This window comes from Bacillus sp. 1A (assembly GCF_052682215.1).
Genome location: NZ_JBQYLZ010000001.1, coordinates 3047409 through 3074206 on the forward strand (window position 1 = coordinate 3047409; position 26798 = coordinate 3074206).

21 protein-coding genes and 2 pseudogenes are annotated in these 26798 nt (G+C 32.8%); 15 read left to right on the plus strand and 8 right to left on the minus strand.

Features of this window, described 5'->3' with window-relative positions:
* Window positions 1-22: 22 nt before the first annotated feature.
* Together colA and ACUN0F_RS15475 are read left to right on the plus strand one after the other, a co-directional pair.
* Window positions 23-2938 (plus strand): collagenase ColA, encoded by a 2916-nt coding sequence (colA, locus tag ACUN0F_RS15470; RefSeq protein WP_445539643.1) that lies wholly within the window; start codon window positions 23-25, stop codon window positions 2936-2938.
* 18 nt (window positions 2939-2956) lie between these two features.
* A pseudogene (locus ACUN0F_RS15475) lies at window positions 2957-3145 on the plus strand (beta-channel forming cytolysin); the annotation flags it as partial.
* A gap of 251 nt (window positions 3146-3396) precedes the next feature.
* Here ACUN0F_RS15475 and ACUN0F_RS15480 read toward each other — a convergent pair.
* The gene (locus ACUN0F_RS15480; RefSeq protein ID WP_445539644.1) at window positions 3397-4650 is read right to left on the minus strand and encodes an ATP-binding protein; all 1254 of its coding nucleotides are present in this window, start codon (window positions 4648-4650) and stop codon (window positions 3397-3399) included.
* 634 nt (window positions 4651-5284) lie between these two features.
* Between ACUN0F_RS15480 and ACUN0F_RS15485 the strand changes: the two genes are divergently transcribed.
* Window positions 5285-5725 (plus strand): hypothetical protein, encoded by a 441-nt coding sequence (locus tag ACUN0F_RS15485; protein ID WP_000773511.1) that lies wholly within the window; start codon window positions 5285-5287, stop codon window positions 5723-5725.
* 227 nt (window positions 5726-5952) lie between these two features.
* On the opposite strand, the gene ACUN0F_RS15490 is transcribed toward ACUN0F_RS15485, so the two are convergent.
* On the minus strand, window positions 5953-6306 hold the full coding sequence (locus ACUN0F_RS15490) for a hypothetical protein (protein ID WP_445539645.1): 354 nt from the start codon (window positions 6304-6306) through the stop codon (window positions 5953-5955).
* A gap of 710 nt (window positions 6307-7016) precedes the next feature.
* On the opposite strand from ACUN0F_RS15490, the gene ACUN0F_RS15495 reads away from it, so the two are divergent.
* From ACUN0F_RS15495 to hlyIIR, 4 genes are all read left to right on the plus strand, one after another.
* Window positions 7017-7310 carry an ArsR/SmtB family transcription factor gene (locus ACUN0F_RS15495; protein WP_087981433.1) on the plus strand — a complete coding sequence of 98 codons (294 nt, stop codon included), beginning with the start codon at window positions 7017-7019 and terminating at the stop codon, window positions 7308-7310.
* Window positions 7311-7762: 452 nt separating this feature from the next.
* On the plus strand, window positions 7763-8998 hold the full coding sequence (locus ACUN0F_RS15500) for an N-acetylmuramoyl-L-alanine amidase (RefSeq protein ID WP_445539646.1): 1236 nt from the start codon (window positions 7763-7765) through the stop codon (window positions 8996-8998).
* Between the two features lie 302 nt (window positions 8999-9300).
* Entirely contained in the window at window positions 9301-10539 is a 1239-nt protein-coding gene (hlyII, locus tag ACUN0F_RS15505; RefSeq protein WP_060487861.1) for a hemolysin II HlyII, read from the plus strand.
* 399 nt (window positions 10540-10938) lie between these two features.
* Window positions 10939-11544 carry a hemolysin II regulator HlyIIR gene (gene hlyIIR, locus ACUN0F_RS15510; protein ID WP_445539647.1) on the plus strand — a complete coding sequence of 202 codons (606 nt, stop codon included), beginning with the start codon at window positions 10939-10941 and terminating at the stop codon, window positions 11542-11544.
* Between the two features lie 449 nt (window positions 11545-11993).
* Here hlyIIR and ACUN0F_RS15515 read toward each other — a convergent pair whose 3' ends face one another.
* The gene (locus tag ACUN0F_RS15515) at window positions 11994-12500 is read right to left on the minus strand and encodes a GNAT family N-acetyltransferase (RefSeq protein WP_000636231.1); all 507 of its coding nucleotides are present in this window, start codon (window positions 12498-12500) and stop codon (window positions 11994-11996) included.
* Window positions 12501-12755: 255 nt separating this feature from the next.
* Between ACUN0F_RS15515 and ACUN0F_RS15520 the strand changes: the two genes are divergently transcribed.
* The gene (locus ACUN0F_RS15520; protein WP_000737904.1) at window positions 12756-13154 is read left to right on the plus strand and encodes a DUF2871 family protein; all 399 of its coding nucleotides are present in this window, start codon (window positions 12756-12758) and stop codon (window positions 13152-13154) included.
* A gap of 531 nt (window positions 13155-13685) precedes the next feature.
* Here ACUN0F_RS15520 and ACUN0F_RS15525 read toward each other — a convergent pair.
* Both ACUN0F_RS15525 and ACUN0F_RS15530 read right to left on the minus strand, forming a co-directional pair.
* Window positions 13686-14630, minus strand: coding sequence for an acetyl-CoA carboxylase carboxyltransferase subunit alpha (locus ACUN0F_RS15525; protein WP_000050728.1), 945 nt, complete (start codon window positions 14628-14630; stop codon window positions 13686-13688).
* A 32-nt stretch (window positions 14631-14662) separates the two neighbouring features.
* Window positions 14663-15109 (minus strand): MarR family winged helix-turn-helix transcriptional regulator, encoded by a 447-nt coding sequence (locus ACUN0F_RS15530; protein WP_000817662.1) that lies wholly within the window; start codon window positions 15107-15109, stop codon window positions 14663-14665.
* 624 nt (window positions 15110-15733) lie between these two features.
* Here ACUN0F_RS15530 and ACUN0F_RS15535 point away from each other — a divergent pair.
* The 5 genes from ACUN0F_RS15535 (at window position 15734) to ACUN0F_RS15555 (ending at window position 19890) form a co-directional block, all read left to right on the plus strand.
* Window positions 15734-17125: an FAD-binding oxidoreductase gene (locus ACUN0F_RS15535; RefSeq protein ID WP_445539648.1), complete on the plus strand. Its 1392-nt coding sequence runs from the start codon at window positions 15734-15736 to the stop codon at window positions 17123-17125.
* A gap of 4 nt (window positions 17126-17129) precedes the next feature.
* A complete protein-coding gene (locus ACUN0F_RS15540) occupies window positions 17130-18098 on the plus strand; it encodes a bile acid:sodium symporter family protein (RefSeq protein WP_445539649.1) in 969 nt (322 codons plus the stop codon).
* 12 nt (window positions 18099-18110) lie between these two features.
* Complete coding sequence (locus tag ACUN0F_RS15545) at window positions 18111-18458, plus strand: DUF4260 domain-containing protein (RefSeq protein ID WP_431141776.1); 348 nt, start codon at window positions 18111-18113, stop codon at window positions 18456-18458.
* A gap of 137 nt (window positions 18459-18595) precedes the next feature.
* A complete protein-coding gene (locus ACUN0F_RS15550; RefSeq protein ID WP_426966407.1) occupies window positions 18596-19690 on the plus strand; it encodes a response regulator aspartate phosphatase in 1095 nt (364 codons plus the stop codon).
* Window positions 19690-19890 carry a hypothetical protein gene (locus tag ACUN0F_RS15555; protein WP_445539650.1) on the plus strand — a complete coding sequence of 67 codons (201 nt, stop codon included), beginning with the start codon at window positions 19690-19692 and terminating at the stop codon, window positions 19888-19890. Before ACUN0F_RS15550 ends, ACUN0F_RS15555 begins: the two co-directional genes overlap by 1 nt.
* Before the next feature lie 159 nt (window positions 19891-20049).
* Here the strand turns inward: ACUN0F_RS15555 and ACUN0F_RS15560 are convergent, their stop codons facing one another.
* The 3 genes and pseudogenes from ACUN0F_RS15560 to ACUN0F_RS15570 form a co-directional block, all read right to left on the minus strand.
* A complete protein-coding gene (locus ACUN0F_RS15560) occupies window positions 20050-21516 on the minus strand; it encodes a protein adenylyltransferase SelO (RefSeq protein ID WP_445539651.1) in 1467 nt (488 codons plus the stop codon).
* Window positions 21517-21692: 176 nt separating this feature from the next.
* On the minus strand, window positions 21693-22691 hold the full coding sequence (locus tag ACUN0F_RS15565) for an NADP-dependent oxidoreductase (RefSeq protein ID WP_445539652.1): 999 nt from the start codon (window positions 22689-22691) through the stop codon (window positions 21693-21695).
* 173 nt (window positions 22692-22864) lie between these two features.
* Window positions 22865-23206, minus strand: a pseudogene (locus tag ACUN0F_RS15570) (ArsR/SmtB family transcription factor); the annotation flags it as partial.
* A 472-nt stretch (window positions 23207-23678) separates the two neighbouring features.
* On the opposite strand from ACUN0F_RS15570, the gene ACUN0F_RS15575 reads away from it, so the two are divergent.
* Both ACUN0F_RS15575 and ACUN0F_RS15580 read left to right on the plus strand, forming a co-directional pair.
* Complete coding sequence (locus ACUN0F_RS15575) at window positions 23679-25298, plus strand: FAD-dependent oxidoreductase (RefSeq protein ID WP_445539653.1); 1620 nt, start codon at window positions 23679-23681, stop codon at window positions 25296-25298.
* A 381-nt stretch (window positions 25299-25679) separates the two neighbouring features.
* A complete protein-coding gene (locus ACUN0F_RS15580) occupies window positions 25680-26624 on the plus strand; it encodes a glycerophosphodiester phosphodiesterase (RefSeq protein ID WP_445539654.1) in 945 nt (314 codons plus the stop codon).
* The last annotated feature ends 174 nt before the right edge of the window (window positions 26625-26798 follow it).

The following is a 26798-nucleotide window of genomic DNA, read 5'->3' on the forward strand; positions in this document are numbered from 1 at the left end:
AAAATGTAAGGTAGGGGAGAGCATGAAAGGCTATTCAAAAAAAGTGTTAGTAGGGGTAAGTTTTGCTAGTTTAATGTTAGGGGGTTTTCAAGGGAGCACATTGGCAGAAAGTAAAAAGGGAGAGCAAGTTTCTTATCGGAATGTGCTCAAAATGGAGCCAGTTGGTGTGCAACTGCCAATGCAAGAATTAGCTCATTCATCAAAAGTGCTTGAAAATAAGTCTTTTGAGAAAAGGCTACAATTTGCTGATTTGTCGCAAAGACCACCTGAAGTAAAAAAAGAAAGTAAGCAATTAGCTGCAGCGAAAACTTATACAATTGCTGAACTAAATCAATTAAGCAATCAGCAGTTAGTAGATTTACTTGTAACAATTGATTGGGAGCAAATTACGGGTCTATTTCAATTTAATAAGGATAGCCTTGCATTCTATCAAAATGATAGTAGGATGCAGGCAATTATTGATAAATTGAAGCAGCAAGGACAAGTTTATACGAAAGATGATTCTAAAGGGATTGAGACTTTAGTAGAAGTATTACGTTCAGGGTTTTATTTAGGATTTTATCATACAGAATTAAGTAAACTAAATGAGCGGAGCTATCATGATAAATGCTTACCTGCATTAAAAACGATTGCGAATAACCCGAATTTCAAACTCGATACGTTAGAACAAAATAGAGTAGTATCATCATACGGAAAATTAATAGGAAATGCTTCGAGTGATGTGGAAACGATAACATCAGCTGCAAAGATTTTTAAACAATATAACGATAATTTTTCTGCATTGGTAGACAATCTTTCAGCTGGAAATGCAATTTACGATATTATGCAAGGTGTTGATTACGACATTCAATCGTATTTGTATGATACGAGAAAAGCACCGAAAGATACAGTATGGTACCAAAAAATTGATAGCTATATTAATGAATTAAGTCGTTTTGCTTTAAGTGGAACGGTGACAGAGAAGGATGGTTGGTTAATTAATAATGGTATTTATTATACAGGTAGACTTGGTACGTTCCATAGTACAGGAACGAAAGGATTGCAAGTTGTAACGGACGCAATGAAAATGTATCCGTATTTAGGAGAGCAATATTTCGTAGCGGCTGAGCAAATTGCGACGAACTATGGCGGGAAAGATGCAAATGGAAATGTTGTGAATTTAGATCAAATACGAGAAGACGGGAAGAAAAAGTATTTACCGAAAACGTATACGTTTGATGATGGGGCAATTGTTTTAAAGGCTGGAGATAAAGTGACAGAAGAAAAAGTAAAACGTCTATATTGGGCGGCAAAAGAAGTAAAGGCACAATTCCATCGTACAGTTGAAAGTGATCAACCTTTAGAAAAAGGAAATCCTGATGATGTATTAACGATGGTTATTTATAATAGTCCAGCTGAATATCAATTTAATCGTCAATTGTACGGATATGAAACGAATAACGGTGGCCTTTATATAGAAGGAACAGGTACGTTCTTTACTTATGAACGTACGCCAGAAGAAAGTATTTATAGTTTAGAAGAATTGTTCCGACATGAGTTTACTCATTACTTACAAGGTAGATATGAAGTACCAGGGCTTTGGGGACAAGGTAAGATGTATGAGAATGAGAGATTATCTTGGTTTGAAGAAGGGAATGCGGAGTTTTTTGCGGGGGCAACGAGAACGGATAATGTTGTACCGAGAAAGAGCATTATAGGAGGAATATCTTCAAATCCAGCAGAACGTTATACGGCAGAGCGAACGTTAAATGCAAAGTATGGAACGTGGGATTTCTATAATTATTCATTCGCTTTACAATCGTATATGTATAATAAGAGATATGATATGTTTGACAAAGTTCATGATCTTATTAGAAAAAATGATGTAACAGCATATGATGCATACCGTTCTACTTTAAGTAAAGATGCGAATTTAAATAAAGAGTATCAAGATTATATGCAAATGTTAGTCGATAACCGTGAGAAATTTAATGTTCCATTAGTATCAGATGATTATTTAGCAACTCACGCACCAAAACCAGTTTCAGATATTGCGGCAGAAATTACAGCAGAAGCAAAATTAAGTAATGTATCAGTTAAGAAAAATAAATCACAGTTCTTTAATACATTTACACTGCAAGGAACGTATACAGGTACTACTGCAAAAGGGGAATATGAAGACTGGAAAACAATTACACAAAACGTAAATGATACGTTAAAACGTTTAAGTGCAAAAGAATGGACAGGCTATAAAACAGTAACAGCTTACTTTGTAAATTATCGTGTGAATGCATCAGGACAATTTGAATATGATGTTGTATTCCATGGTATGAATACAGAAGAAGGTGCTGTGAATAAAGCACCAGTTGCGGTTATGAATGGTCCATATAACGGAAATGTAAATGAAGCAATTTCGTTTAAAAGCGATGGATCAAAAGATGAAGATGGAAAAATTGTTGCTTATAAATGGGAGTTTGGTGATGGTACTGTAAGCAATGAACAAAATCCAACTCACATGTATACAAAAGAAGGAACGTACACGGCAAAATTAACAGTAACAGACGACAAAGGGTTAACGAATACTGTTACAACGAATGTAACGGTTCAAAAGAAAGAAGATAACAGTGTAGAAAAAGAGCCAAATAACTCATTCCAAACAGCAAATAAACTGCAATTAAATCAAGTTTTACGTGCAAGCTTAGGGAATGGTGATACGAGTGATTACTTTGAAATAAATGTGGAAACTGCGAAAAACCTACAAATTAATGTAACGAAGGAAAATAATATTGGAGTAAACTGGGTTCTTTATTCGGAAACAGACTTAAATAATTATGTTACGTATGCACAGCAAGAAGGGAATAAGTTAGTAGGAAGTTACTACACATATCCAGGGAAATATTATTTACATGTGTATCAGTATGGCGGAGGAACAGGGAATTATACGGTAGAAGTGAAATAGTAAAAGAGAAATTGTCTTTCAATGAATGGAAATCAATTTAAGTCTATATCAAGTAATACAGGTTACAATATCAGTTATGAAGATAAAAATTGGTATCTTTATGAATGTTGAAAATTTAATATTTAAAATAAAAAAATAACTATAGGTAATGTATCTAATGATATTAAGAAATCAAGTATCAAGAGACTTTATCTTGAAGTTAAGTAGACCTAATCAGTAAATGAGATACAATCGATGAATTATGATTTCATAGAGATGTGAGCAAAGTAATAAAATTTAAGTATGTTTGATTTAATTAAAGGACTAGAGTTTATCCGTAAAAACAGATATACTCTGGTCCTTATTACGTTTAATTTATTCACGAAATCAAGATGATTAATGAGTTAAGTAGCGGCATTTTTGAAATTTATTTAATAAGTTAAATATAAAAATTTTATTATTTAAACAATTCCGTCATATTAGCAGGGGATACTAATGGAAAATCGTGTACCTTGACCTAATTTACTCTCTATTTCTATATCACCGTTTAATTCTTTAATAATGCTATAAGCAATCATAGTGCCAAGTCCAGTCCCTTTTTCTGTTGTTGAATAGAATGGCAAAGCAATTCGTTTTATTTGTTGAGAGGACATTCCAAACCCTGAATCAATAATATCGATTATAATATTCCCTTTTATTTTCTGTATATTTATTTGTAATACGCCACCATTTATCATGGCTTCAATTCCGTTTTGTATGATGTTGTTTAGACAGATTCTGAATTTTTCGGGGTCTCCATTTATATAAAAGGAATCTGTACTATTTTGTTTTATTTCAACTTTATATGATAGAGCGAGTGGTGAAATAGTGTCTTTCACTTGATTTAAAATATGATTAATATCTATTCTCTCTTTTAGGGTGTTCTGTGGTTTTGTTAAAGATAAATAGTTATTAATAGTAGATTGTATTTGCTGCATTTCAATTAACATGATTTCTAAGTACTGATCCTGAGGTAGCTTAGAGGCATGTTTTTCATTTAACAATTGAGTGAATCCATGTACTGTGGTTAGTGGATTGTGGATTTCGTGTGCAATGGACGCGGCTAGTTCGCTAGCTATATAAAATTTTTCAGCCCGTTGCAGCTTTTCTTTCATTTTATATTTCTCAATCATTCCCTCTATTAAATAAACTGATAATAATACTGTGAAAATATTAATGATTATATAATTTAATAAAAATTCTATGAGAGTAGAGTCTATTTTACCACCTTTATTTATTTGAGTTACAAAACCGCAGATAGAAAGTGAAGTTGTACATACTAAAATAAGAAGCAAGCTTAATAATAGCTTTTTTTCTTTAACATACTTAGGTAATACGTAACGAAAGAACATTGTTATAACAGAAATAATAGTAAAGATAATAAATGATGGAAGAACGCCATTTCCGCCTAGGTAAAATCGATAAGAAAGATATAAAATTCCTATAAAAACAATATTTTTTGTATTTCCGTATAGAAAAACTAATATGATAGGAATAAAACGTAAATCATAAATAAATCCAGCATGTAAATGAAAAGGAAACGTCATGCAAAAAATAATAGCAACGGAGGAAAGGATAGAAATCAATATATGATTACATGTTATTTTTTCTTTAAATTCTAACCAAAATACGTGGTAGCTAAGGATACAAATTATTATTATAAAGGTATTTAATAAAAGAGTAGAAATTCCCATAGTTTTGCATCTCCGATAGTTTGTATATAGGATTATGTATGAGTTAAACCTAGATGTTTAGTATCAGTAGACTTTCTATCTAAAATAGGAAGAGCACTTGAAAAAGCACTATTATATTATCCGTATTAAAATTGATAAGGAAGTTAGAAAAAATAATAGATAAAAAATCTACTTAGATATTTATATATAAAACTAGAACTTGATTTTTGAATAGGTGAAATTTGGATTGGGTTACTGATAAAATGATGATTTTTAAGTGTGAATATTCTGTGAAGATAATGTATGTAGTGACTGCTGTTTTGTAACCTTCGTTATATTAACATGGAATATATCAAATTACAAAGTGAAAATTTCAAAATTTTTTATTAGTATACTTTATCTGAAATGGAAACACTATTTATTTGAGTGTCTTGGTATTTAATTGTATGAATTCTTGTGGGAAAAAGACTTTGAAATTTACATGTTCTTTTTTATGAAGCATAATACTGTAGCCTTATCTATGTCAGTTTCTTAATAACCATTAAGGTGTAAATTTAGGATATATAGGTTTAAAGATATGAATTATTACATAAAAACGTACTTAAAAAAGAATGTATGATGGTAATAGAATACAAACATCAAGGGGGAACTTAAAATGAAGTTAAATAAACTAGTGTTTAGTTGTGGAGTAATTTCAGCATTAACACTTGGTGTGTTAGGAAATAATACTTATGCTGAAGAAGTAAACAAGTTGAATGATAAAATTCATATAGTTGAACATATTCCTACAGACATATTATTAACTCAAACAATGGATTATAGTGGAGAGGCTATAACTTCTTTTTTATATAATGGGAGTGAAAATTTAAGCTTCTTTATGAAAAATAATGGTCAACATACAATGGGATATAGTGTCAAAGGTCCAAATATGGAGCTAATTGTTGGTGGTTATATAAAACCTGGAGAACAACAAATTAATGTTACAAATGTACGGAATGCTTTATCTCCATTACCAATTGGAACGTATAGTATTTACGTTTCAAATAATGATGGTTCTAAGGGACAATTCCAAGTTGCAGTAAGATCTATGAATTAAATTTAAAACACCTTTTTTATAAGTTAATTTAGTCTTTACTTACTGGAAAGAAACTATATTGAAATGAGAATGTCGATTTTGAGAAATCTTAAAGTGAAGGTGACTTGAAATTCAGTTAAATTACATAAGAAACTAGAAAAACCACTTATATAAGTGGTTTTTCTAGTTTTAGGCTATACATTTAAAATTAGGCTAAGTTAAAGTAATAAGCATTTTATTTGTTTAGATTATTTTGGTTCTGGATAATGATTGTAGTACGAAATTCTAATAAATTCTTGGTATACATTTGTTAATTTAGCATCTCTAAGAGCATCATTGAATTTTTGCATACGAACACTACCTTGAGCGTAGCCTCCACCAGGAACATAAGGATTTCTAGCTTCAAAGTCATCCATAAAGACTTTTAATTTTTTATAGTCCTGAGATTGATAAAAAGTAGCCGCTTCTTCAGGAGTGACATCAAAGTAAGAAGATGATGTTGAGTTATAAGAAGCCGCTTGAGCGGTAGGTGTTTCTAGCATAGTTGCAGCCCCACCCAACATAGTAAGTGCCATAGAAGATACAATGATTTTTTTAAACATAATAAAACCTCCACGTAGAGTATTTGGATTAACAGTAATCCTGTAACCATTATAGTTACGATGAAAATGGTTATCAAATGCAATGTTGCATAATTTATTATTTGAACGAGAAGTCTCCCTTATCTCTACATGAAGGAGCGTAATAGGGGATTAATAGATTAAAAGAAGTTTACATATCATTGGGGTTAACAAGATAATGAAATAAAAAGGATATTTTAATCGAGGAAAGTTAAAATGCCCTGTAATTAAAGAAAAGGGTCTTTTAAAAAGGAATAGTTACCATCTGGAGGTACCATTAGAGGGGATTTAGCTACGTTTATTGGTGTTGAGAAATACATAATATATGCTGTATAAGATGAAATGAAGAAACATTTCATCTTAATTTTACAATATGAGAAAGAAAAATCAGAATTTTAATTTATACTTAAACTAGGGAGAAAAGTATTACTTTTTATGTAACAAAGAATGTTAAGTCTCATCCAAAATCATATAATAGACTATAAAATAATCCTTTTAAAACAAAATATAGTTTGGCTAAAAATTAGAGGGCATCAATTCATTGGAACAGTAAAAGCTGTTTATTGGATTGGTGTCTTTTTTTGTTTAAAAACGAGAATACATTTTCTCAACAGGACAAATGGTAAATATCTATAAGTACTATTTATAAGGATAATTGGAAAATAGAAATTAATAATAAAGGGGAATGCGAAATGACAACATTAATATCTAATAGAGATCTAGCTAAAATCCGAGAGGAAGATGTAGATGTATTAAAGGTAATGGCACATCCCGTTCGATTAAAAATTGTAAATGAATTAATGCACCATAAACTGTGTAATGTTACACAGTTGACAGAAATATTAGGACTCCCACAATCCACTGTTTCACAGCATCTATCAAAATTAAGGGGAACTGTGCTCCGTGTAGAAAGACGAGGATTAGAGATGCATTATTATATTGATAATGTTAAGGCTCGCCAGATTGTAGGAATTCTAGGTTTGTAGCTTCATAATTCTTAAAAAGAGCACTTTTCAAAAGTGCTCTTTTTAAGATGGGCATTAGGAATTGAAAGAGGCATCAATGATAATTTAGAAGGAGTGTGCTTTAAATCAATCTTTTCTTAAAATAAAAGATAATTATTTACATCGTTTAATAATTACTTGATATATTATTAATTTGGTTACCTTACAAAAATGTAAGGTTGTTTCAATTGACACTCATGTATATAAGTAACTATACTAGTTACACAATGTTGGTGAATATATGTAATAGTCTCAATCTATAAGTGTATGTCGAAGGGTTCTTTTCGGAATGATAATTCTATACTAGATTCTTTATCTTATAATAGTGATGACGCCAACTTAATCTATACTTTATTCGAATTCATATTATTTAAAGATTAACTATACTTTACATAATTTACCAAATTGTAATAATTTTTTAGAGGTGCTAAATTTTGAAGAACAAATTAATTGCTACAGGAATTCTCGCTGGAAGTCTACTATCTTATTCTTCTAGTATTTTTGCAGATACTCACAAATTCCCAGATGTTCCTGCATGGGCTGACAAATCCGTTACTTATTTAGTTGATAAGCAAGTATTGAGTGGTTATCCAGATGGAACTTTTGGTTCAAATGACACATTAGATAGAGCTTCTGCAGCAACCATTATGACAAGGGCTCTTGGTATACAAATTGATTTAAATGCAAAACCATCTTTTAAAGATTCACAAAACCACTGGGGAACTCCATATATTGCCGCAGCTGAAAAGGCAGGAATAATTAAAGGTGAAGGAAATGGAATATTTAATCCTTCTGGAAAAGTTACTCGTGCTGCTATGGCTACTATGCTAGTGAATGCATATAAACTACAAAATAAAAGCATTAACAATGGACAAAGTAAATTTGAAGATTTAAAGGGACATTGGGGTGAAAAGTTCGCAAACATCTTAATTGATTTGAAAATTTCAGTTGGTACAGATCATGGTTGGCAACCAAATAGATTTATAACACGTGCTGAAGCTGCACAACTAACCGCAAAAACAGATATGCTTCAATATAGTCAAAGTAATCCTTTAGAAAATAAAGCAATTATTATTGATCCCGGACATGGCGGCGAAGATCCTGGAAAAAACACAAAGGGATTACCTGAAAGTAAGATTGTACTAGATACTTCTTTACGTCTTCAACAATTGCTTGAAAAACATACTCCATTTACAGTTTTACTAACTCGTGAATCTGATACTAGACCTGGACATGATCAAAAAAGCTCTTTACAGGAACGTGTTAAGTTTGCTAAGCAAAATCAGGGTGATATCTTTATAAGCATTCATGCAAATGCTTTTAACGGTAATGCAAAAGGGACAGAAACATATTACTATAAATCTTCTAAATCTGAAAAAACAAATCCTCATGTGGAAGAAAGTCGTGTTTTAGCTGAAAAAATTCAAGAACGATTAGTAGACGCACTTCAAACACGTGATAGAGGTGTTAAACATGGAGATCTTCATGTTATAAGAGAAAATGACATGCCAGCTGTGTTAACGGAACTTGCTTTTATAGATAATGGTATTGATTACAGTAAGTTATCTACAGAAAACGGAAGACAGATTGCAGCAGAAGCCATTTATGAGGGAATTTTAGATTATTATGAATGGAAAGGGAATAATGTATCTGAATATAGGTTGCAATAAGTAAATGAATATATAGTAATTCTCGAAATAAAGAATTCTATAATTTTTTTGCATTTTTTTAAACAACAATTTTAAATGTGTATTTAAAATTGTTGTTTAAATCGTTATTATGTGTTTTAATAATATTGATAATAGTTATCAGTAAAAAAAGAGATGGAAATTAGAAAAACAAGTGTTGATAGTTATTGTCATAAAGATTAATAAATTTCTACATTGTAAAGTTATGAACCTATCTCTAGTATTGAGAGCTAAAAGTAATATGTTTATACCTTTTAAATGTTTAAGAAGGAGTGGATGTCTGTATGAAAAAAGCAAAAGGAATAGCTAAAAGTGTTGCGGTAGCGTCCGTTATTATGTCTGGATCACTTGGTGCACAAGCAACATCTGCATTTGCAGATTCTAAAGGAACTGTAGAAAATCTTCAAAATGGTGGAAAAGTCTATAATAGTTTTAAAACTACTTATGACATGAAGCAGAATATCAAAAATTCAATAAAGGTTTCTTTTATTGAGGATCCTTATGCAGATAAAAAAATCGCAATTGTTACAACAGATGGTAGTAATATAGATGCTAAATATACAATTAATGGCGGATTCTATAACGCAGGTTTAAAATGGCCATCGGCTTATCATACTGAAGCAGAAATAACAAGTGGTGATAGCGCTCAATTCCATAAAGCTGCCCCAGTTAATACAATGACTTCAGCAAAGGTTACTTCTGAAGTAGGGTATACACTTGGCGGAAGTGTTAAAGTTGGGGTAAATGATAAAGGCCCAAATGCTGATGCAAGTATTACAGGTAGCTTTGCTTGGAAAGAAAGTGTATCTTATGATCAAGTAGACTATAAAACGGTATTAGAGACTCACACAGATAAAAAATTAAATTGGAAAGTAGGATTCCAATCATTTAATTACCCGGAGTGGGGAATTTATAATCGTGATTCATTTAATACTTTCTACGGTAATCAACTATTTATGAAATCACGTAGTTATAATGAAGGAACGAATAATTTTGTTTCAAAAGATACAGTACCAGCTTTAACAGGATATGGTTTTTCTCCTAATGTAGTAGCAGTTATTACTGCAGATAAAACAGAATCTACATCTGATTTAAAAATAACAAATCGTAGAATATCAGATCAGTACAATATCGAATGGGTAAGTTCGAAATGGTGGGGAACAAATAATAAAGATACATATAATGAGTTCTTTACAAACAACTATAAGTTAGACTGGAAAAACCATCAAGTTACTCTTGATAACCAAAAAGCCCTTGAAGAACAAATGAGTAGTATCAACAATGTGAATAACCAACTTAACAAAGGCAAAGGGAAATTATCTTTTTCAATGAATGGAAATCAGCTCAAAGCGACATCTAGCAATGCTGGTTATGGTATTAGTTACGAGGATAAAAATTGGGGTATCTTTGTGAATGGTGAAAAGATCTATACGTTTAATGAAAAAACAACTGTAGGTAATATTTCGAATGACATTAACAAATTAAACATCAAAGGACCTTATATTGAGATTAAACAAATCTAATCAGTAAATGAATTGCAAATGAAAGGGCCAGAGTTTATCTGTAAAGATAGATAAACTCTGGCCCTTATTATTTTTTTCATTCTTATACGCAATTAGAAAAGAACGTGAGGTATTTGAAAGCTATTCATGCCACGCAGGGAGATATTGTTTTAAGTAGGGTGTTTATTTTTATTTCATTTTTAAATGAATTCTTTGTATGATGACATAGGGTAGGCGATGTTCAGGAGATGTTTCTTTTTGAGGAGTATGTTGTGTGGCGAATAGTTTAAAGTAAGCAAGTCTTCATCGGTTGTTAAGTTATTACTTTAAATATATAATTAAACTTCATTAAAAAGATACTCTATTCAAAGTCCTTAGTGGATTTTTGAAGTGAAATATATATTATTTGAGGTGTGTGAAATGGGGAAATCTCGAGAGCAGACGATGGAAAATATTTTGAAGGCTGCTAAGAAAAAATTTGGAGAGCGTGGTTATGAAGGTACGAGCATACAAGAAATTGCAAAAGAAGCGAAAGTGAATGTTGCTATGGCTTCTTACTATTTTAATGGGAAAGAAAACCTATATTATGAGGTGTTTAAGAAATATGGTCTTGCTAATGAGTTACCTAATTTTCTTGAGAAGAATCAATTTAATCCTATTAATGCTCTAAGAGAATATTTAACAGTCTTTATTACACATATAAAAGAAAATCCTGAAATTGGCACATTGGCATATGAGGAGATTATTAAGGAAAGTGCAAGATTAGAAAAGATTAAACCGTATTTTATAGGTAGTTTTGAACAGTTAAAAGCAATATTACAGGAGGGTGAAAAACAAGGAGTTTTTCATTTTTTCTCCATAAATCATACGATACATTGGATCACTTCTATTGTTTTATTTCCAAAGTTTAAAAAGTTCATTGATTCTTTAGGACCAACTGAAACGAATGATACAAATCATGAATGGATGCCAGAAGACTTAGTGAACAGGATTATTTCTGCTTTAACAGATAAGCCTAACATGTAAATTATTCATTGTTTATGAATTTTAATTTTCCTATTAAAAAGCCTAATTTCTCAATGTATTGTAGAAAGATTAGGCTTTTTTGGACATTTCATTTTAAAATTATTTTATTATTTATTGTTTATTACATTTGAAATGACTATTAATGTGTATAAGCACGTGATAAGTCAATTAAATAAACAAAGGCCCTGTAATAAATACAGAGCCGGATACAGGGTTAAGGGAACGCATAGTTTCTTAGTAACATATTAGCATAAACTTTTCGTGTAACTACATAAGAGTTTTGACAAATTTAAGAACAAGATAGAGGGTTTTTAAGAATAAATACAGTACTGAAAATTAGGGTTGTGATTTAAATGTTAGCGTTGTTATATCGTTAAAAAACAGATGAGTATTTTAATCATATATTGAAGAAATATTTTTTGATTAGGTTAAAAGAGAACGCTGTCAATTTAATATGCGTTATACCCAAATAATTTTAAATCTTCTCCTGAGTCCGAAATGATCTTTTCGAACTGTAATCCTACTTTTTCTAAAAGCTTTCCTGAATTGGTGTTATCAATAGTAGTAATTGCTACAATTCGTTTCAGTCCTAGTTTTTGTACTCCGTATTCGATTACAGCAGAGGCTGACTCGTAGCCATATCCTTTTGAACGAAATTCTTCTAAAAAGGCAAAGCCAATATCAACATCTTCTAATGAATCTCTTTTAATAAGACCGCACATACCAAGTGAAGTGAAATCTTCTTTTCGTTCTACTAAGTAAAGGCCAAAGCCCATTTTATTATACATATCGATGGGTCCGTTTAAGATGTATTTTTTTGCATCTTCTAAGTTTTTAATCCTTTTATCACCGATATACTGAATCCATGCAGGATCGTTTACTAATTTAAGAATAAATGGAGCATCTTTTATATCAAACCAGCGAAGAACGAGGCGTTCAGTTTCAAGAACTATCAAGCTATTGCACCACCTTTAACATTTATAATAATTAGTATGGATTGTGTAATGCAAAATCGCAACATATTTTAAAATAGTCCGGATTGTTCACATAAAGTTCGTTTGTTTTGTATAAAGGGATATTCTATAATTAAAATTGATTGTAAAGAGTGAGATGCTTATACAATGACTCCTAGGTGACTAGGAGTTTTTACTATATAACTATCATTATTACTAAATATGACACACTACACATTCTACTCAAGGAGGTACATAATGAAGAAATTATATAATGCATCGTTTACGTATTTGATTATCGGTTTATTATCAGGGATTTTCGCTAGGGAATATGGAAAGTATAAGGGGATTGTAGGATCTACTTTGTTAAATCTTTTGCATACCCATACACTTGTACTTGGATTTTTCTTCTTTTTAATTGCTTTAGGATTAGCAAAAGTATTCGCGTTTCATGAAGCAAAAAGTTTTAATAAGTGGTTTGTTGTACATAATATCGCATTAATATTAATGTTAGGTTCATTGGCAGCAAGAGGGCTTCTTCAGTTAAATGGAGCGGATTTTAAAGGGTTAACTTATATTGTTGGTTTTTCTCATTCGTTGATGGCAGTTACTTTAATTTGGTTTATGCTGTTAATAAAGAAGTCGTTTAAAATATAGTTTTATAGAAAAGAACTTGCAACAATTATTATCTAGGGTAAAATATTTATAATCAAACTACTAAAAAGGTATTACATTTTAATGATGTAGTGCCTTTTTTATTGTAGTTACATTTAAATATCTACGGTATTATATGTAATATAATAATCAAAATGTAGGTAAATGAAAAATAAAAAAATACATCCATTATCTCAAAAAAGATTGATTTAATGGATGTATTTTTACATACAGGGGTCACGCCACATTGCCATCAACCTAAGTTTTTGAGATACCCCCATACCGAAATTTTCACCTTTTTACAGTTATTTATGAGAATTCAGCTCATTTTTTCGTTTTGGGGAACAATCAATTTCTTAAGTTGATGGGTATGTGATAATGCTTCCATTTGAACAAATTTTCCTTTTCCATACCGATCACACACCTTTTGTAGAGTAATAGTATCAGCATATCCTAGTTTAAGAGGTTACTTACAAAATATTTAGAATTTTTTTGCGGGAATGCTCCGAAATGTAATACGGACTTTAAATATTTTCATTTATAATTCTCTATTTGTCTATACTTTTCATACCGCTGTTGTATAAGCTCTTCCGAGGATAATAGTATCAATTTTTTTAGAGATGATTCGATTACAGACTCAATCACTTTTGCCTGTGATTTTATATCATTTTGTGCTCCACCTTTAATTTCAGGAATGATTTCATCAATAACTCCTAAATGTTTTAAATCTTTTGCTGAAATTTTCATATGTTCAGCAGCTTCTGGAGCATACTTAGCGTCCTTCCATAGGATAGATGCTGCTCCTTCTGGCGAAATTACCGAGTACCATGAATACTCTAACATATGGATATGGTTACCGACACTAATGCCAAGAGCTCCACCACTTGATGCCTCTCCAATTACAATACAAACAATTGGCACTTTAAGTGTAGCCATTTCAAATAGATTTCGAGCTATCGCTTCAGAAATTCCACGTTCTTCAGACCCTTTCCCTGGATAGGCGCCTATTGTATCAATAAATGTAATAATAGGGCGATTAAATTTATCAGCTTGTTTCATAAGTCTTAGCGCTTTTCTATAACCTTCTGGATGTGCCATTCCAAAATTTCTTTCTATATTTTCCTTTGTATTTCTACCTCTTTGATGACCAATAACCGTAACGGGCATCCCTTTAAATTTTGCAATACCACCTATCATTGCTTTATCATCACCATATAATCGATCACCATGAAGTTCGAGAAAGTTTGTAAACAATAAAGGTATATAGTCCAATGTCGTGGGCCGGTTACGTAGCCTTGCAATTTGAACTCGTTGAAAAGGTGTAATATTAGAATAAATTTTATCTTGCATTTTATTTAAACGCTTTTCTAATACATGAATTTCTGGCGATAAATCTACATTATTTTCTTTCATAATTTTCTTTAATTCATCAAATTTCTCTTTTAATTCAATAATAGGACGTTCAAAATCCAAACTCATTTTACCCTCCAAATGTTATGATTTACCTCGCTCTAATCAAAAGGCTTAGAAATAGAATCAATAAATAATTCAAAACCATCCACAACTATTTTTTGTTCTGATTCTGATAAATTATTGAGAATACTTTGATAAAATGTAATGGATTGCTCTCTTAAGCAATTAACAGTTATGTGACCTTTTTCTGTGAGGTGCAGAAAAAGTTCTCTTCTATTTTTTTCATTTACTTCACGATAAATAAGCCCCTTTTTTACTAACTTATCTACCAATCTACTTACAGTTGAAGTCTCTAATCTAAGTTTATTGGATAGTTGCCAAACAGTTAATTTTTCCACCTCTAGTTCCTCTAACGCCATCATTTGAGAAGTTGGTAAAGGTTTTTCAAATGGTCCATTGGGCAAATTTTGAGATTCAAAAACCCCAGTTATTATAATCATTTTCTTAATATCTGTTCTTAGTTTTAAGGCATCTTCTCTTTTCAAATAGGTCACCCTCCTACAACTAATGTATCATACATCAATTGTATTATACATGAATATGTTTTTTTCATAAGCTTAACGTAAGCCAATATTACAACATGGACGAGATATTTCTTCTTGTTAAAATGGTATAAGTGGATTGTTTTCTACAAATGGCAGAACATCAATTATGTATCAGGGGCCTTTATGGGGGACCGCTCATCGCAATCAAGCTAAGAAAATAAAACTACCCAAAAAACGAAAATTTTGTGATAACTTGTAACAAAAAACTCATAATTTTTTGGGGGAGTTCTAAATTCTTAAGTTGATGGGCATGGGATAGCACAAAATTTCGGTCTGGGGGGTACTATAAAATTTTAGCTTGATGGGTATGTGGTGCTACCCCATACAAACAAAAAGTTTGATTATATATAATCAAACTCAAAAACTCTAAATATAAGGTCTGGTTTTGTTTTATTATACTATTTACCCTATATTCAATTAATTGCAAGTTCTTTTTGCTTATTCGATAGTAGGAAACGAATTTCATATGTATAAAACTTGAATTATTTAATTTTTCGGATTATTATGTATAAAATACTTAACATATTTTGTAATTCTAATTTATAGAAAGTAGGAGAATGTACGATGGAGATAACAGTAGAGCGTTTAGTAAATGAATTAAAGGGTATACTTCCCGGCGATCGAGTAGTTGTGAATACGACAGTAAGAGAGTTACATAGTAAAGATGAATCTTATCATACTAGTAGTTTACCTGATGTAGTTGTTTTTCCGAAAACGACCGAAGAGGTTAGTAGAATAATGGAAGTAGCGAGTGAGCATGGAAAACCTGTCGTTCCTTTTGGGGTAGGTTCTAGTTTAGAAGGGCATGTTATCCCATATGAAAAAGGAATTACAGTGGAATTTTCGCTTATGAATAAAATACTCGAAGTAAGAGAGAAAGATTTTCTTGTGAGAGTACAGCCAGGAGTGACTCGTTCTCAGCTTAATAAAGAATTGAAAAAGTATGGATTGTTTTTTAGTGTAGACCCAGGTGCAGATGCAACGTTAGGTGGAATGGCAGCCACAAATGCGAGCGGAACGACAGCAGTTAAGTATGGTGTAATGCGTGATCAAGTTCGTGATTTAGAAGTCGTTCTTGCTGATGGGGGAGTAATACATACTGGAAATTTAGCAGCGAAGTCGTCATCAGGTTACCATTTAAATGGTGTTTTCGTAGGATCAGAAGGTACGCTTGGATGCTTTACAGAGTTAACATTAAAAGTATACGGCATACCAGAACATGTTATGGCTGCGAGAGCATCGTTTCCAACTATAAATAATGCAGTAGAAGCTGTTATTAATATACTACAGGCGGGTATTCCAATTGCAAGAATTGAACTTGTAGATGAATTATCTATGAAACAAGTAAATCACTATAATGAAACAAGTTACAGGGAAGAGCCTACACTGTTTTTAGAGTTTCACGGTAATGAAGCAGGGCTAAAGCAAGATATTGAATTCACGAAGGAAATTGTTTTTGATCATAAATGTAAAGAAGTTGCTTTTGAAACGGAAACTGCGGCGAGAAATAAATTATGGGATGCACGGCATAATCTAGCATACTCTTACGTTCATAGCTATCCTGGCAAAAAGCTTATGAGTACAGACGTATGTGTACCCATTTCAGAATTAGCTGGCGCAATCCAACATGCGAAAGAGACGTTAGATAAGAGTGGTCTTGTCGGTGGTATTCTTGGTCATGTAGGAGACGGAAATTTCCACGTGCTCTTAATGGTTGATCCAAACGATAAAGAAGAAGTGGAAAAGGCGGACGAAATAAATGAAAGTATCGTTTTATATGCTCTTAAACGAGGTGGAACGTGTACGGGAGAACATGGCGTTGGAATCGGAAAACGAAAGTATCAAGAAGAAGAACATGGGGCGGCATTACTCGTAATGGAAAAAATAAAGAAAGCTCTTGACCCACAAAACATTTTGAATCCGAATAAAGTTTTTCAGTTGAAGGATAGGGGATGATTGGGTGAAAGTACTAGAAGCGATAAGTAATATAGCTGGAAAGTATTTTGCATTTTGGGTTATTTGTATTGCAGCTATTGCATATTTCATTCCTGGACCATTTCTCGGGTTAACTAGTTACATAACAATTTTACTCGGGGTTGTAATGTTTGGGATGGGATTAACATTAAAGGCTGTTGATTTTAAAATCATTGCTACAAAACCATTGCCAGTTATTATCGGTGTATGTGCTCAGTTTATCATTATGCCACTTGTCGCATACGTACTAGCCTACGTTATGAATCTGCCAGCTGAGTTAGCAGCTGGATTAGTGTTACTCGGTTCAGTACCGGGTGGCACTGCATCAAATGTTATAGTTTATTTAGCAAAAGGGAACTTAGCGTTGTCTATTGCAATGACTTCATTATCAACGTTACTAGCACCCATTGCTACACCTCTTATTTTATTATTACTTGCGGGACAATGGATGCCAGTAAATGCTATGTCTATGTTTCTTTCTATCGTACAAGTCATTATCTTACCTATTATTTTAGGATTAGTAGTGAAGAAATTTTTCCCTAAAACTGTTACGAAAGGAATGACTGTTATTCCTTTAATATCAGTTGTAGCAATTATTATTATTGTTTCTGCAGTTGTTTCAGCGAATGTAAGTAGCATTACTTCTTCAGGCCTGCTTATCTTTATTGCAGTGATGCTTCATAATGCATTTGGTTTTTTACTCGGATATATAACAGCGTTCGTACTTGGACTAGACGAAGGAACAAGAAGGGCTATTTCAATAGAAGTAGGAATGCAAAATTCAGGCTTAGGTGTTGCGCTGGCAACAGCACATTTTGGACCAGCAGCTGCACTTCCAAGTGTATTAGCAGCAGTATGGCATAATATTGCAGGGCCGATATTAGCAACCATCTGGTCAAAAAATGCAAAGAATACTTTCAGTGATGAAAATTTATCGGTAAATATAGAAAAATAGGAATGATAAAGAATGCAAAAACGTATTGTACATTTTGAAGGGCTGGTTGTTTTGTTAGCCACAATTTATGCGTATTCAATATATGAATTTAGTTGGATTATATTTTTGGTATTCCTTTTAGCCCCGGATGTATCCATGTTAGCGTATGGTATAAATAATCGTGTTGGTGCTAAAGTTTATAATATATGTCACACATATATTATATCTATATTAATAGCTATCATAGGTGTCTATTTTAAGATAGATACCGTTATAATGATTGGCTTAATATGGACAGCACATATTGGGATGGATCGAATGTTTGGATATGGATTGAAATATGAGACGGATTTTAAAGATACTCATATTCAGAGGTTATAAAAGATGGGTGTAATGTGAACAAATAATCAATTGAGGAATTGAATTCAAAACAATTGTTGAGAAATATATATAAATATGGATATAGATAATTGAATTGTGTTACTTTTAGAATACTTAAATAGATGAGGAGGGTTTCAATGAATATACAAATCACGGGTAATAAATTAATTACCAAGATGCTGAATGATTGGTACCAAAACATCAGAGCACAACGAGTAAGTGAAGCGAAAAAATTAAAGGAAGAGATTGATAAAAAGCTACATATTATCGAAGGAGATATAAATGTTTTATTTCACTATTATCTTTTAGATTTTCGATATAAAGTGCTAATTGATGGTATAGGTATTTCAAAAAATTCTTTTGATAAACTAGATTCGCTTCCTAAACCGAATGTGGAGTTTTTAGAATATTATTATTATTTCTTTAAATCTATACATTCTACAATTCTCTCAAATTATAGTGAAGCGAGTAACTATGTTGATAAAGCGGAAGGATTACTAAAGAATATTCCAGATGAAGTTGAACAAGCAGAGTTTAACTACAGAGTTTCTACATTAAAATATCAAATGTATCAAGCGTATTCAGCTATTGAATATGCTTCGAAAGCAAGGGATATCTTTGTAAAACATGCAGGGCATGAAATGAATGTAGCACTATGTGAAAATGTTTTGGGGTTATCTTTTTCAAAATTAAAACAGCATGAAAGAGCAGAGGAGTATATTGTTTCAGCATTAAATACTTTGCAAAAAAATGATGCTGAAACACTAGTTTTAAGAATAAGACATAATTTGGGATTATTGTATGCGAGTCAAAACCTTTCAGTCTTGGCTATTAGACACTTATCAGAGGTTTCTAAAAAAATGCCGAATCATTATAAAGCTATTTTTATAGAGGCAGGAGAATATTATAAAATAGGAGAAATAGAAAAGGCAAAAGAATTAATTGAAATTGGATTGAAAGTTTGCAAAGAATTAGAAAATGATGAATATAGGTATCATTTTTTAATTCTAAATGAATTTTGTCAATGTTTGAAAGCAGAAAACGTAGAAAAAATTATGCTCGAAAGTTTTTCTTACTTTGAAAGAGAAAATTTAACCGAATATATCTGCGAATATGCTGAAAAGCTGGCAATAGAGTTTCATAAAGAAGGCAATATAGAACAGGCTGAAAAGTACTTTTATAAGGCTTATGAAATGAGAAAAAGAATATTTGACAAAGGAGCGTTGAAATAATGAGAAAAATCGGATTAACTATTATGGGGTTAACGGCTGCTGGTGTTGTATTTTTGAGTATTGGCGGTATTTTAGCTGAGCCAAACCAAGCGACACATGAAAATTTTTCGGTATTAAACTTTGATACTAAACAATATGCCGCTCATGGAGATACGCCTGCACCTGCAAAACCAGATTTTTTAGTAGTAGAACGTGGATAAATATAGAATGAAGTATTTTTGATTTGAAGTCGGCATTTTTAGTTGATTTTAAAAATGAACATTAAATAATTTAACTTAAAAGGTGTTTTCAATATTGAAAACACCTTTTAAGTTTGTTGTTAACAGTTAATATAACTAGAAACATTCTTTAAATTGCAATCAAGTCCCACAAAAAGTACGATAAGGACGATTCGTCGGTACAGGTGGAACGCAGTATTCTTCTTGATCTGTAGAATACGCATAAGGATTTGATAGAGCTTCAAGAAGTTTTTCCATTACGCTATAGTCGTCATTTGTGACAGCTGCTTCTAGTGCTTCTTCTACGCGGTGATTCCTTGGGATGATGGATGGATTATTATTTTTCATCATTTCGTAGGCGTTTTCTTTCGATTCTTCTTGTCGTTCTAATCGAGATTGCCACAGTTTGTACCATTCTTTAAATTCAGGACTTTCAAATAGAGCTGTATTTTCTATAGTATCAAGAGTTAATGAACGGAATGTATTTGTGTAATCTGCTTTATGTTTCTCCATCATTTTTAAAAGTTGCTCAATAAGTGAGTGATCTTGTTCCTCGTTGCTAAATAGTCCTAATTTCTTTTTCATTCCAAGGAACCACTGGTTTTCATACTGTACGCTAAATTTTGAAATTTCGTCTTGAGCAATTTTTAATGCTTCTTCTTCATCTTCATGCAGAATTGGTATTAAAGATTCTGCTAGTCGCGCCAGGTCCCATGCGGCCATATATGGTTGATTTCCATATGCGTAGCGACCTTGTGTATCAATAGAGCTAAATACAGTTCCTTGGTCGTAATTGTCCATAAATGCACAAGGGCCGTAATCAATCGTTTCTCCACTAATCGTTATATTGTCAGTGTTCATTACGCCATGGATAAATCCAACAAGTTGCCATTTAGCGATGAGACTTGCTTGTTTCTTTATGACTTCTTGTAGTAATGCAGTATATCGATTTTCATGTGCTTCAATTTCTGGATAATGCCTTTTTATCGTATAGTCAGCTAGTGATTGAAGGTCATCGATGGAACCTCGAGCAGCAGCATATTGAAATGTGCCGACACGTATATGACTGCTAGCGACTCTAGTTAAAATTGCTCCAGGTAACTTTGTTTCCCGATATGTTGGCTCGCCTGTTGTGACAACTGCTAAACTGCGAGTAGTTGGAATATCAAGTGCATACATTGCTTCACTAATAATATACTCACGTAGCATCGGACTGAGTGCAGCACGACCATCACCACGGCGTGAATACGGAGTAGGGCCAGAACCTTTCAGTTGAATATCAAAACGTTTACCTGAAGGAGTAATTTGTTCACCTATTAAAAGCGCGCGACCGTCGCCTAACATATTAAAATGTCCAAATTGATGACCTGCATACGCTTGTGCTAATGGATGAGCTCCTTCTGGGAGTGCATTACCAGCGAAAATAGCAATTTCAACTTCTTTTTTCAATTCTTCAGGATTAAAGCCAAGAGATATTGCTAGCGAATGATTTAGTTTAACTAGCTCCGGTGAACTTACTGGAGTAGGGGGGATTTCTGTATAAAATGATTGTGGTAAAGTTGTATAACTATTATCTAAATTCCAACCAGCTTCATTTTTTTTAGTCATTTTATCTCCTCCTTGTTTATTTTTTATTATGTATTTGTACGTATGTATTCTTTGTAAAGTTAGCTAAAAGTATAATATGATATTTCCCCTTGCAATCTATTGTAAGGACTTCACTGCACTATGTCTATTTAACAGCAAATATAAAAACTCCATTTTTTTAAATGGAGTTTTTATTATTACTTAATTTTTACGATTATTTTTCCTTTTGCTCTTCCAGCCTCTGAATATTCCATTGCTTTTTGAGCATCTTCAAAAGGGAAAACTCGATCGATTACCGGTTTGATTTTGCCTGCTTCAATATAATTTGCGATAGTACGTAATTGATCTCCGCTTGGCTTCATAAATAAAAATGAATATTGCGCATTATGCTTTTTTTCAAGTGCAGTAAGTTTTTTGCTTGCTAATGAAAATAAGAGTGTTTTAAAAAATCCTGAACCAAATTCTTTACCGAAACGAGCATTCGGCATTCCTGAAACGGAAACAATGTTGCCGCCGCTTTTTATAATATTGAATGATTTTTCGAGTGTTGTCCCGCCGATTGTATCAAATACCGCATCATAATCTTTTAGTATTTCTTCAAATTTTTCGGTTTTGTAATTAATAATTTCATCTGCGCCAAGAGACTTTACTAAATTGGAACCAGCTTCACTAGCAGTTGTTGTAACGGTAGCACCCATTATTTTTGCTAACTGAATTGCGAAAGTACCAACACCACCAGATCCAGCGTGAATTAATATTTTTTGTCCTTTTTGTAAGTGCATGATGTCATGTAGTGCTTGATATGATGTTAAGCCAACGAGAGGAATTGACGCCGCTTCCTCAAAACTTAAATTCACTGGTTTTAAAGCTATATCATCCTCATGAATGGCTATATATTCCGCGAAAGTACCAATCTTATTTTTTCTTGGACGTGCATATATTTCATCGCCGACTTTAAAACGAGTCACTTTTGATCCAACCTTTACAATGACACCGGAAAAGTCATTCCCAAGGATTAGGGGCATTTCATATTTAAGTAACATCTTCACTTTTCCATCGCGTATTTTAAAATCAATCGGGTTAATACTAGCTGCATGAATTTCTGCGAGCACTTCATGTTCATTTATTTCAGGAGTAGGTACCTCTGCCATACGCATTGGAACTTTCCCGTATTTATCAATTATCATTGCTTTCATTTCTTATACCTCCAAATTTCAATAAAGTGAAACTTTAATCAGTGGGGGTTTTCTTCATCCCCCACTGATTATTAGTTGAACCAATCGGACTTTTATGGGCAGTTGATCCCCCGCCTAACTTCTTTGCTTTCGCTGAATTTTGAGGCGGGGGTCTTACTGCCCATTAAAGCGGGATAAAAGTTGTGCAATAGCTTTTCAATATTTAATACAAGATTTTTTAATACACCTAATTTTGTACGTATATCAATATAATAAAAGTTTTTTGTACCTTCTTTTCGCATTAAAATAATACCGGCTTCTCGTAAAATCCTTAGGTGATGTGATACCGCTGGACGAGAAAGGTGTGTTTGTTTCGTAATTTCTCCTACACGTAATCCGGTTTGACATTCCGTTTCCATGAGAACTAACAAAATAGCTTGACGTGTTTCATCGCCAATTGCCAATAATACTTTTTGGGAATCAATAAAATCTTTTTTTATAACATTTAATTGTTCTTGTTTATTCATTTCAATCACTTTACCTCCTGGTAATTAGTCGAAAGGTTTAAAATGATGAACCATTACATCAATACGGTAATGCTACATTATTGTTGAATGAGCTGCAATATTGGGAAAGAAAATCGAGACGAATGGAATTTTATGAGTTGAAAATGGTAGGAGATAGAAAAGGCTTTAATGATATGTTGTTTACAGATGAGAAAGGATAAGGATTTTAAAAAAATAAGCGGTCGTACCCTGAATAACTTATAGGGTTACGACCGCTTATCATGTTTTTATTATGTTAGTGTCTACTAAAGTGAAATGTTTCGTTGTACTCTTTCATACATGCATAATGCAAGCAGATTATAGATATATGAAAAAGTAAAAGTAATTTGGGGCGTAATCTATCTATATGATAATTTAAAATGAAATATAAGTCTATATCTTTGTTGTCTTTTTGATTATATTTATGTCACTGAGCTTAGAACAATGATGGGAGGGTAAATATATGAAATCGAATTACGTACCAGTTTTAATTATTGGAGGAGGATTATCAGGGTTAGCATCTGCGCTATTCCTTGCAAAACATAACGTTGATTATTCGCTGGTTGAAAGGCACCCGTCTACTGCAATTCATCCAAAAGCAGGTGGAATCACTTTTCGTACGATGGAGTTATTTCGAGAATTGGGTTTAGAACAAAGAATTAGATCGGCGGGTAAAGCATTAGAAAATTGCCGAGGAAGAATAGCAGTTCATACAATAGCTGAGGCGAATAAGGAAGAATTGGCACAAATGCGGGCGACTCAGTATGGAAATGATGAAAAGTTACTTCAAAAAATAGAAGAGATTAGTCCATCAAAACAAACAGCTTGTTATCAAATTACTTTAGAAGAGATGATGTTACAAGAAACGAGAACATTAGGCGGAGAATTATCTTTTTATCATGAATTAGTTTCTTATGAACAAAATGAGCACGGAGTAATAGCAACGATTCGGAATCGTGAAACGGAAGAAGAAAGTATTATTCATTGTGACTATGTAATTGCAGCAGATGGAGCGAAAAGTAAAATACGTGAGCAGCTAGGGATAAGTACTGAGGGACGAGGTACAATCGGTGGCTATTATATGAATATTTATTTTGAAGTGGATTTAAGTGAGTTTATACAAGGAGATGCATTTGGTTTTACTATGGTACTTCATTCGGAAGTTCTTGGTGCGCTTATTCCAGTTGATAACGAAAGAAGATGGATTTATCATGTATCCTACGATCCATTAAAAGGAGAGCGACCAGAGGATTTCACTATAGAACGTTGTAAACAAATTATTCAAACAGCAATTGGAAGCACAAATGTTGAGCCAGAAATAGTAAGTGTTTTACCGTGGGAAGCGACAGAAAGTACTGCTACAAAATTTCAAGATAATCGCATTTTTTTAGTTGGTGATTCAGCACATATTATGCCCCCAACTGGAGGATTCGGTTCAAATACAGGTATACAAGATGCGCATAACTTAGCTTGGAAATTAGCAGCTGTTATAAAAGGGAAAGCAAATCCAAAATTGTTAGAAACATATCATAAAGAGAGATATCCTGTTGCAAAATTAACGACAGAGTATGCGAGTAGTTTATTGTTCCGTGCTGCAAGTAGAGAGGAAGGCAGTTTGAATAATATGGATGGATTAGCTGTAACTGTTGGGTATCACTATTGTTCAGAGGCGATAGTAGATGACTCAGCTACTCCACATAGAATGGATATCGTAGAGTTGAACGGAAGACCTGGAACGCGAGCACCACACTTTTGTGGAACGTATAATGGAAAAGAAATTTCTATACTTGATTTATTAGGAAATAATTTTGTGTTACTTATTGGAGCAGAAAATCACGCTTGGGCCGAGTGTGCACAAGATGTTTCATCTCAATTAGGAATAAATATAAAAGTGTATCGAGTAGGTTTAACCGGAGACTTTATTGCTCAAGAAAATGTTTTTCGTGAATTATATGGGATAGAGAATGAAGGAGTTGTACTAATTAGACCAGATGGATTTATTGGATGGCGTTCGGAAAAAGCGGTGGTAAATCAAGCTGTAATGCTGGAGGAGGTAATGAGTAATTTATTATGTGATTTTTAAGTAACTATGGGAGAATTGTCTTATATGCTTCACTTTACTGAAAAAATAATATTCACAAAGTTTAATAGGTTTGGTATGATTAATTTCGACAAGTTAATCGAGGCCGGAGATATTTGAGATAAGCCATACATTTATTTAGGGATGCAATAGTGTCCTCTAAATAAATTATGGCTTTTTTTTATTGATGAACTGTAATCAATAAGGAGTTACATGTAAATAGGAGGGATATAGAAAATAAATAGTATAGTAATCATATAAGGGAATTGTATTTGTAAGATTGGAATTTTCATATAAGCTTATAAAAATAATGAAAGTATATCTTCTATTTCGTGTAAATCTCATTAACTTGTTGAAATTTGCAACGTAGGAAGGGTTAGAAGGATGAGAAAGATTATTAGCGCGTTCGTTATTTTCTTTATGATGGGAAGTATCTTTGCTGGGGGAGCTGTTCATGCGAAAGCAGAAGGGAAGCATGAATGGAATACGAATAAGTTTTTAAACATTGCACATCGCGGAGCAAGTGGACATGCACCTGAGCATACTTTTGCTTCTTATGATTTAGTGAAAAAAATGAAAGCGGATTATTTGGAGTTAGATATTCAGTTAACTAAGGATGGCCAGTTGATTGCAATGCATGATACAGCAGTTGACCGTACTACAAATGGTACAGGGGAAGTACGAGATAAAACGTTAAGTGAAATAAAGAGCTTAGATGCAGGATCTTGGTTCAATAAAGCTTATCCAGAAAAGGCTAAGCAAGAGTATGTTGGTCAAAAAGTTCCGACTCTTGAAGAAATCTTCCAAAAGTACGGAAGAAGCATGAAGTATTACATTGAAACAAAATCACCAGATGTGTATCCAGGAATGGAAGAGAAATTGTTAGCATTGTTAAATAAATATAATTTAGTAGGTCAAAACATGTCATCTAGTCGTGTTATGATTCAATCATTTAGTAAAGATAGTTTAACAAAGATTCATAGTATGAATAAAAATATTCCGTTAGTTCAACTGCTTTGGTATTATCCAAATGAAAACAATGAGATTATTGAGTGGTCTGGTATTACACATGAACCGAAAAGTGTAACGAATGATGATTTTCAAGAAATTAAAAAGTATGCAGTTGGTATTGGGCCAAACTTACGTAATGATAACGGAGAACTAATTATCGATGAGTCATATATGAAAATGGCTAGGAAAAATGGGCTGTTAATTCACCCATATACAATTAACGAGAAACCAGATATGCGATTGTTAATTAAATGGGGTGCTACAGGAATGTTTACAAATTATCCTGATCGATTACATAGTGTGTTAAAAGAAAAATAAAGTGAAACTTTAATCAGTGGGGGGGGTTCTTCATCCCCCACTGATTATTAGTTGAACCAATCGGACTTTTATGGGCAGCCCGACCCCCACCTAACTTCTTTGCTTTCGCTGAATTTTGAGGTGGGGGTCTTACTGCCCATTAAAGCGGGATAAATAGGAGAAAAGGTATACCGT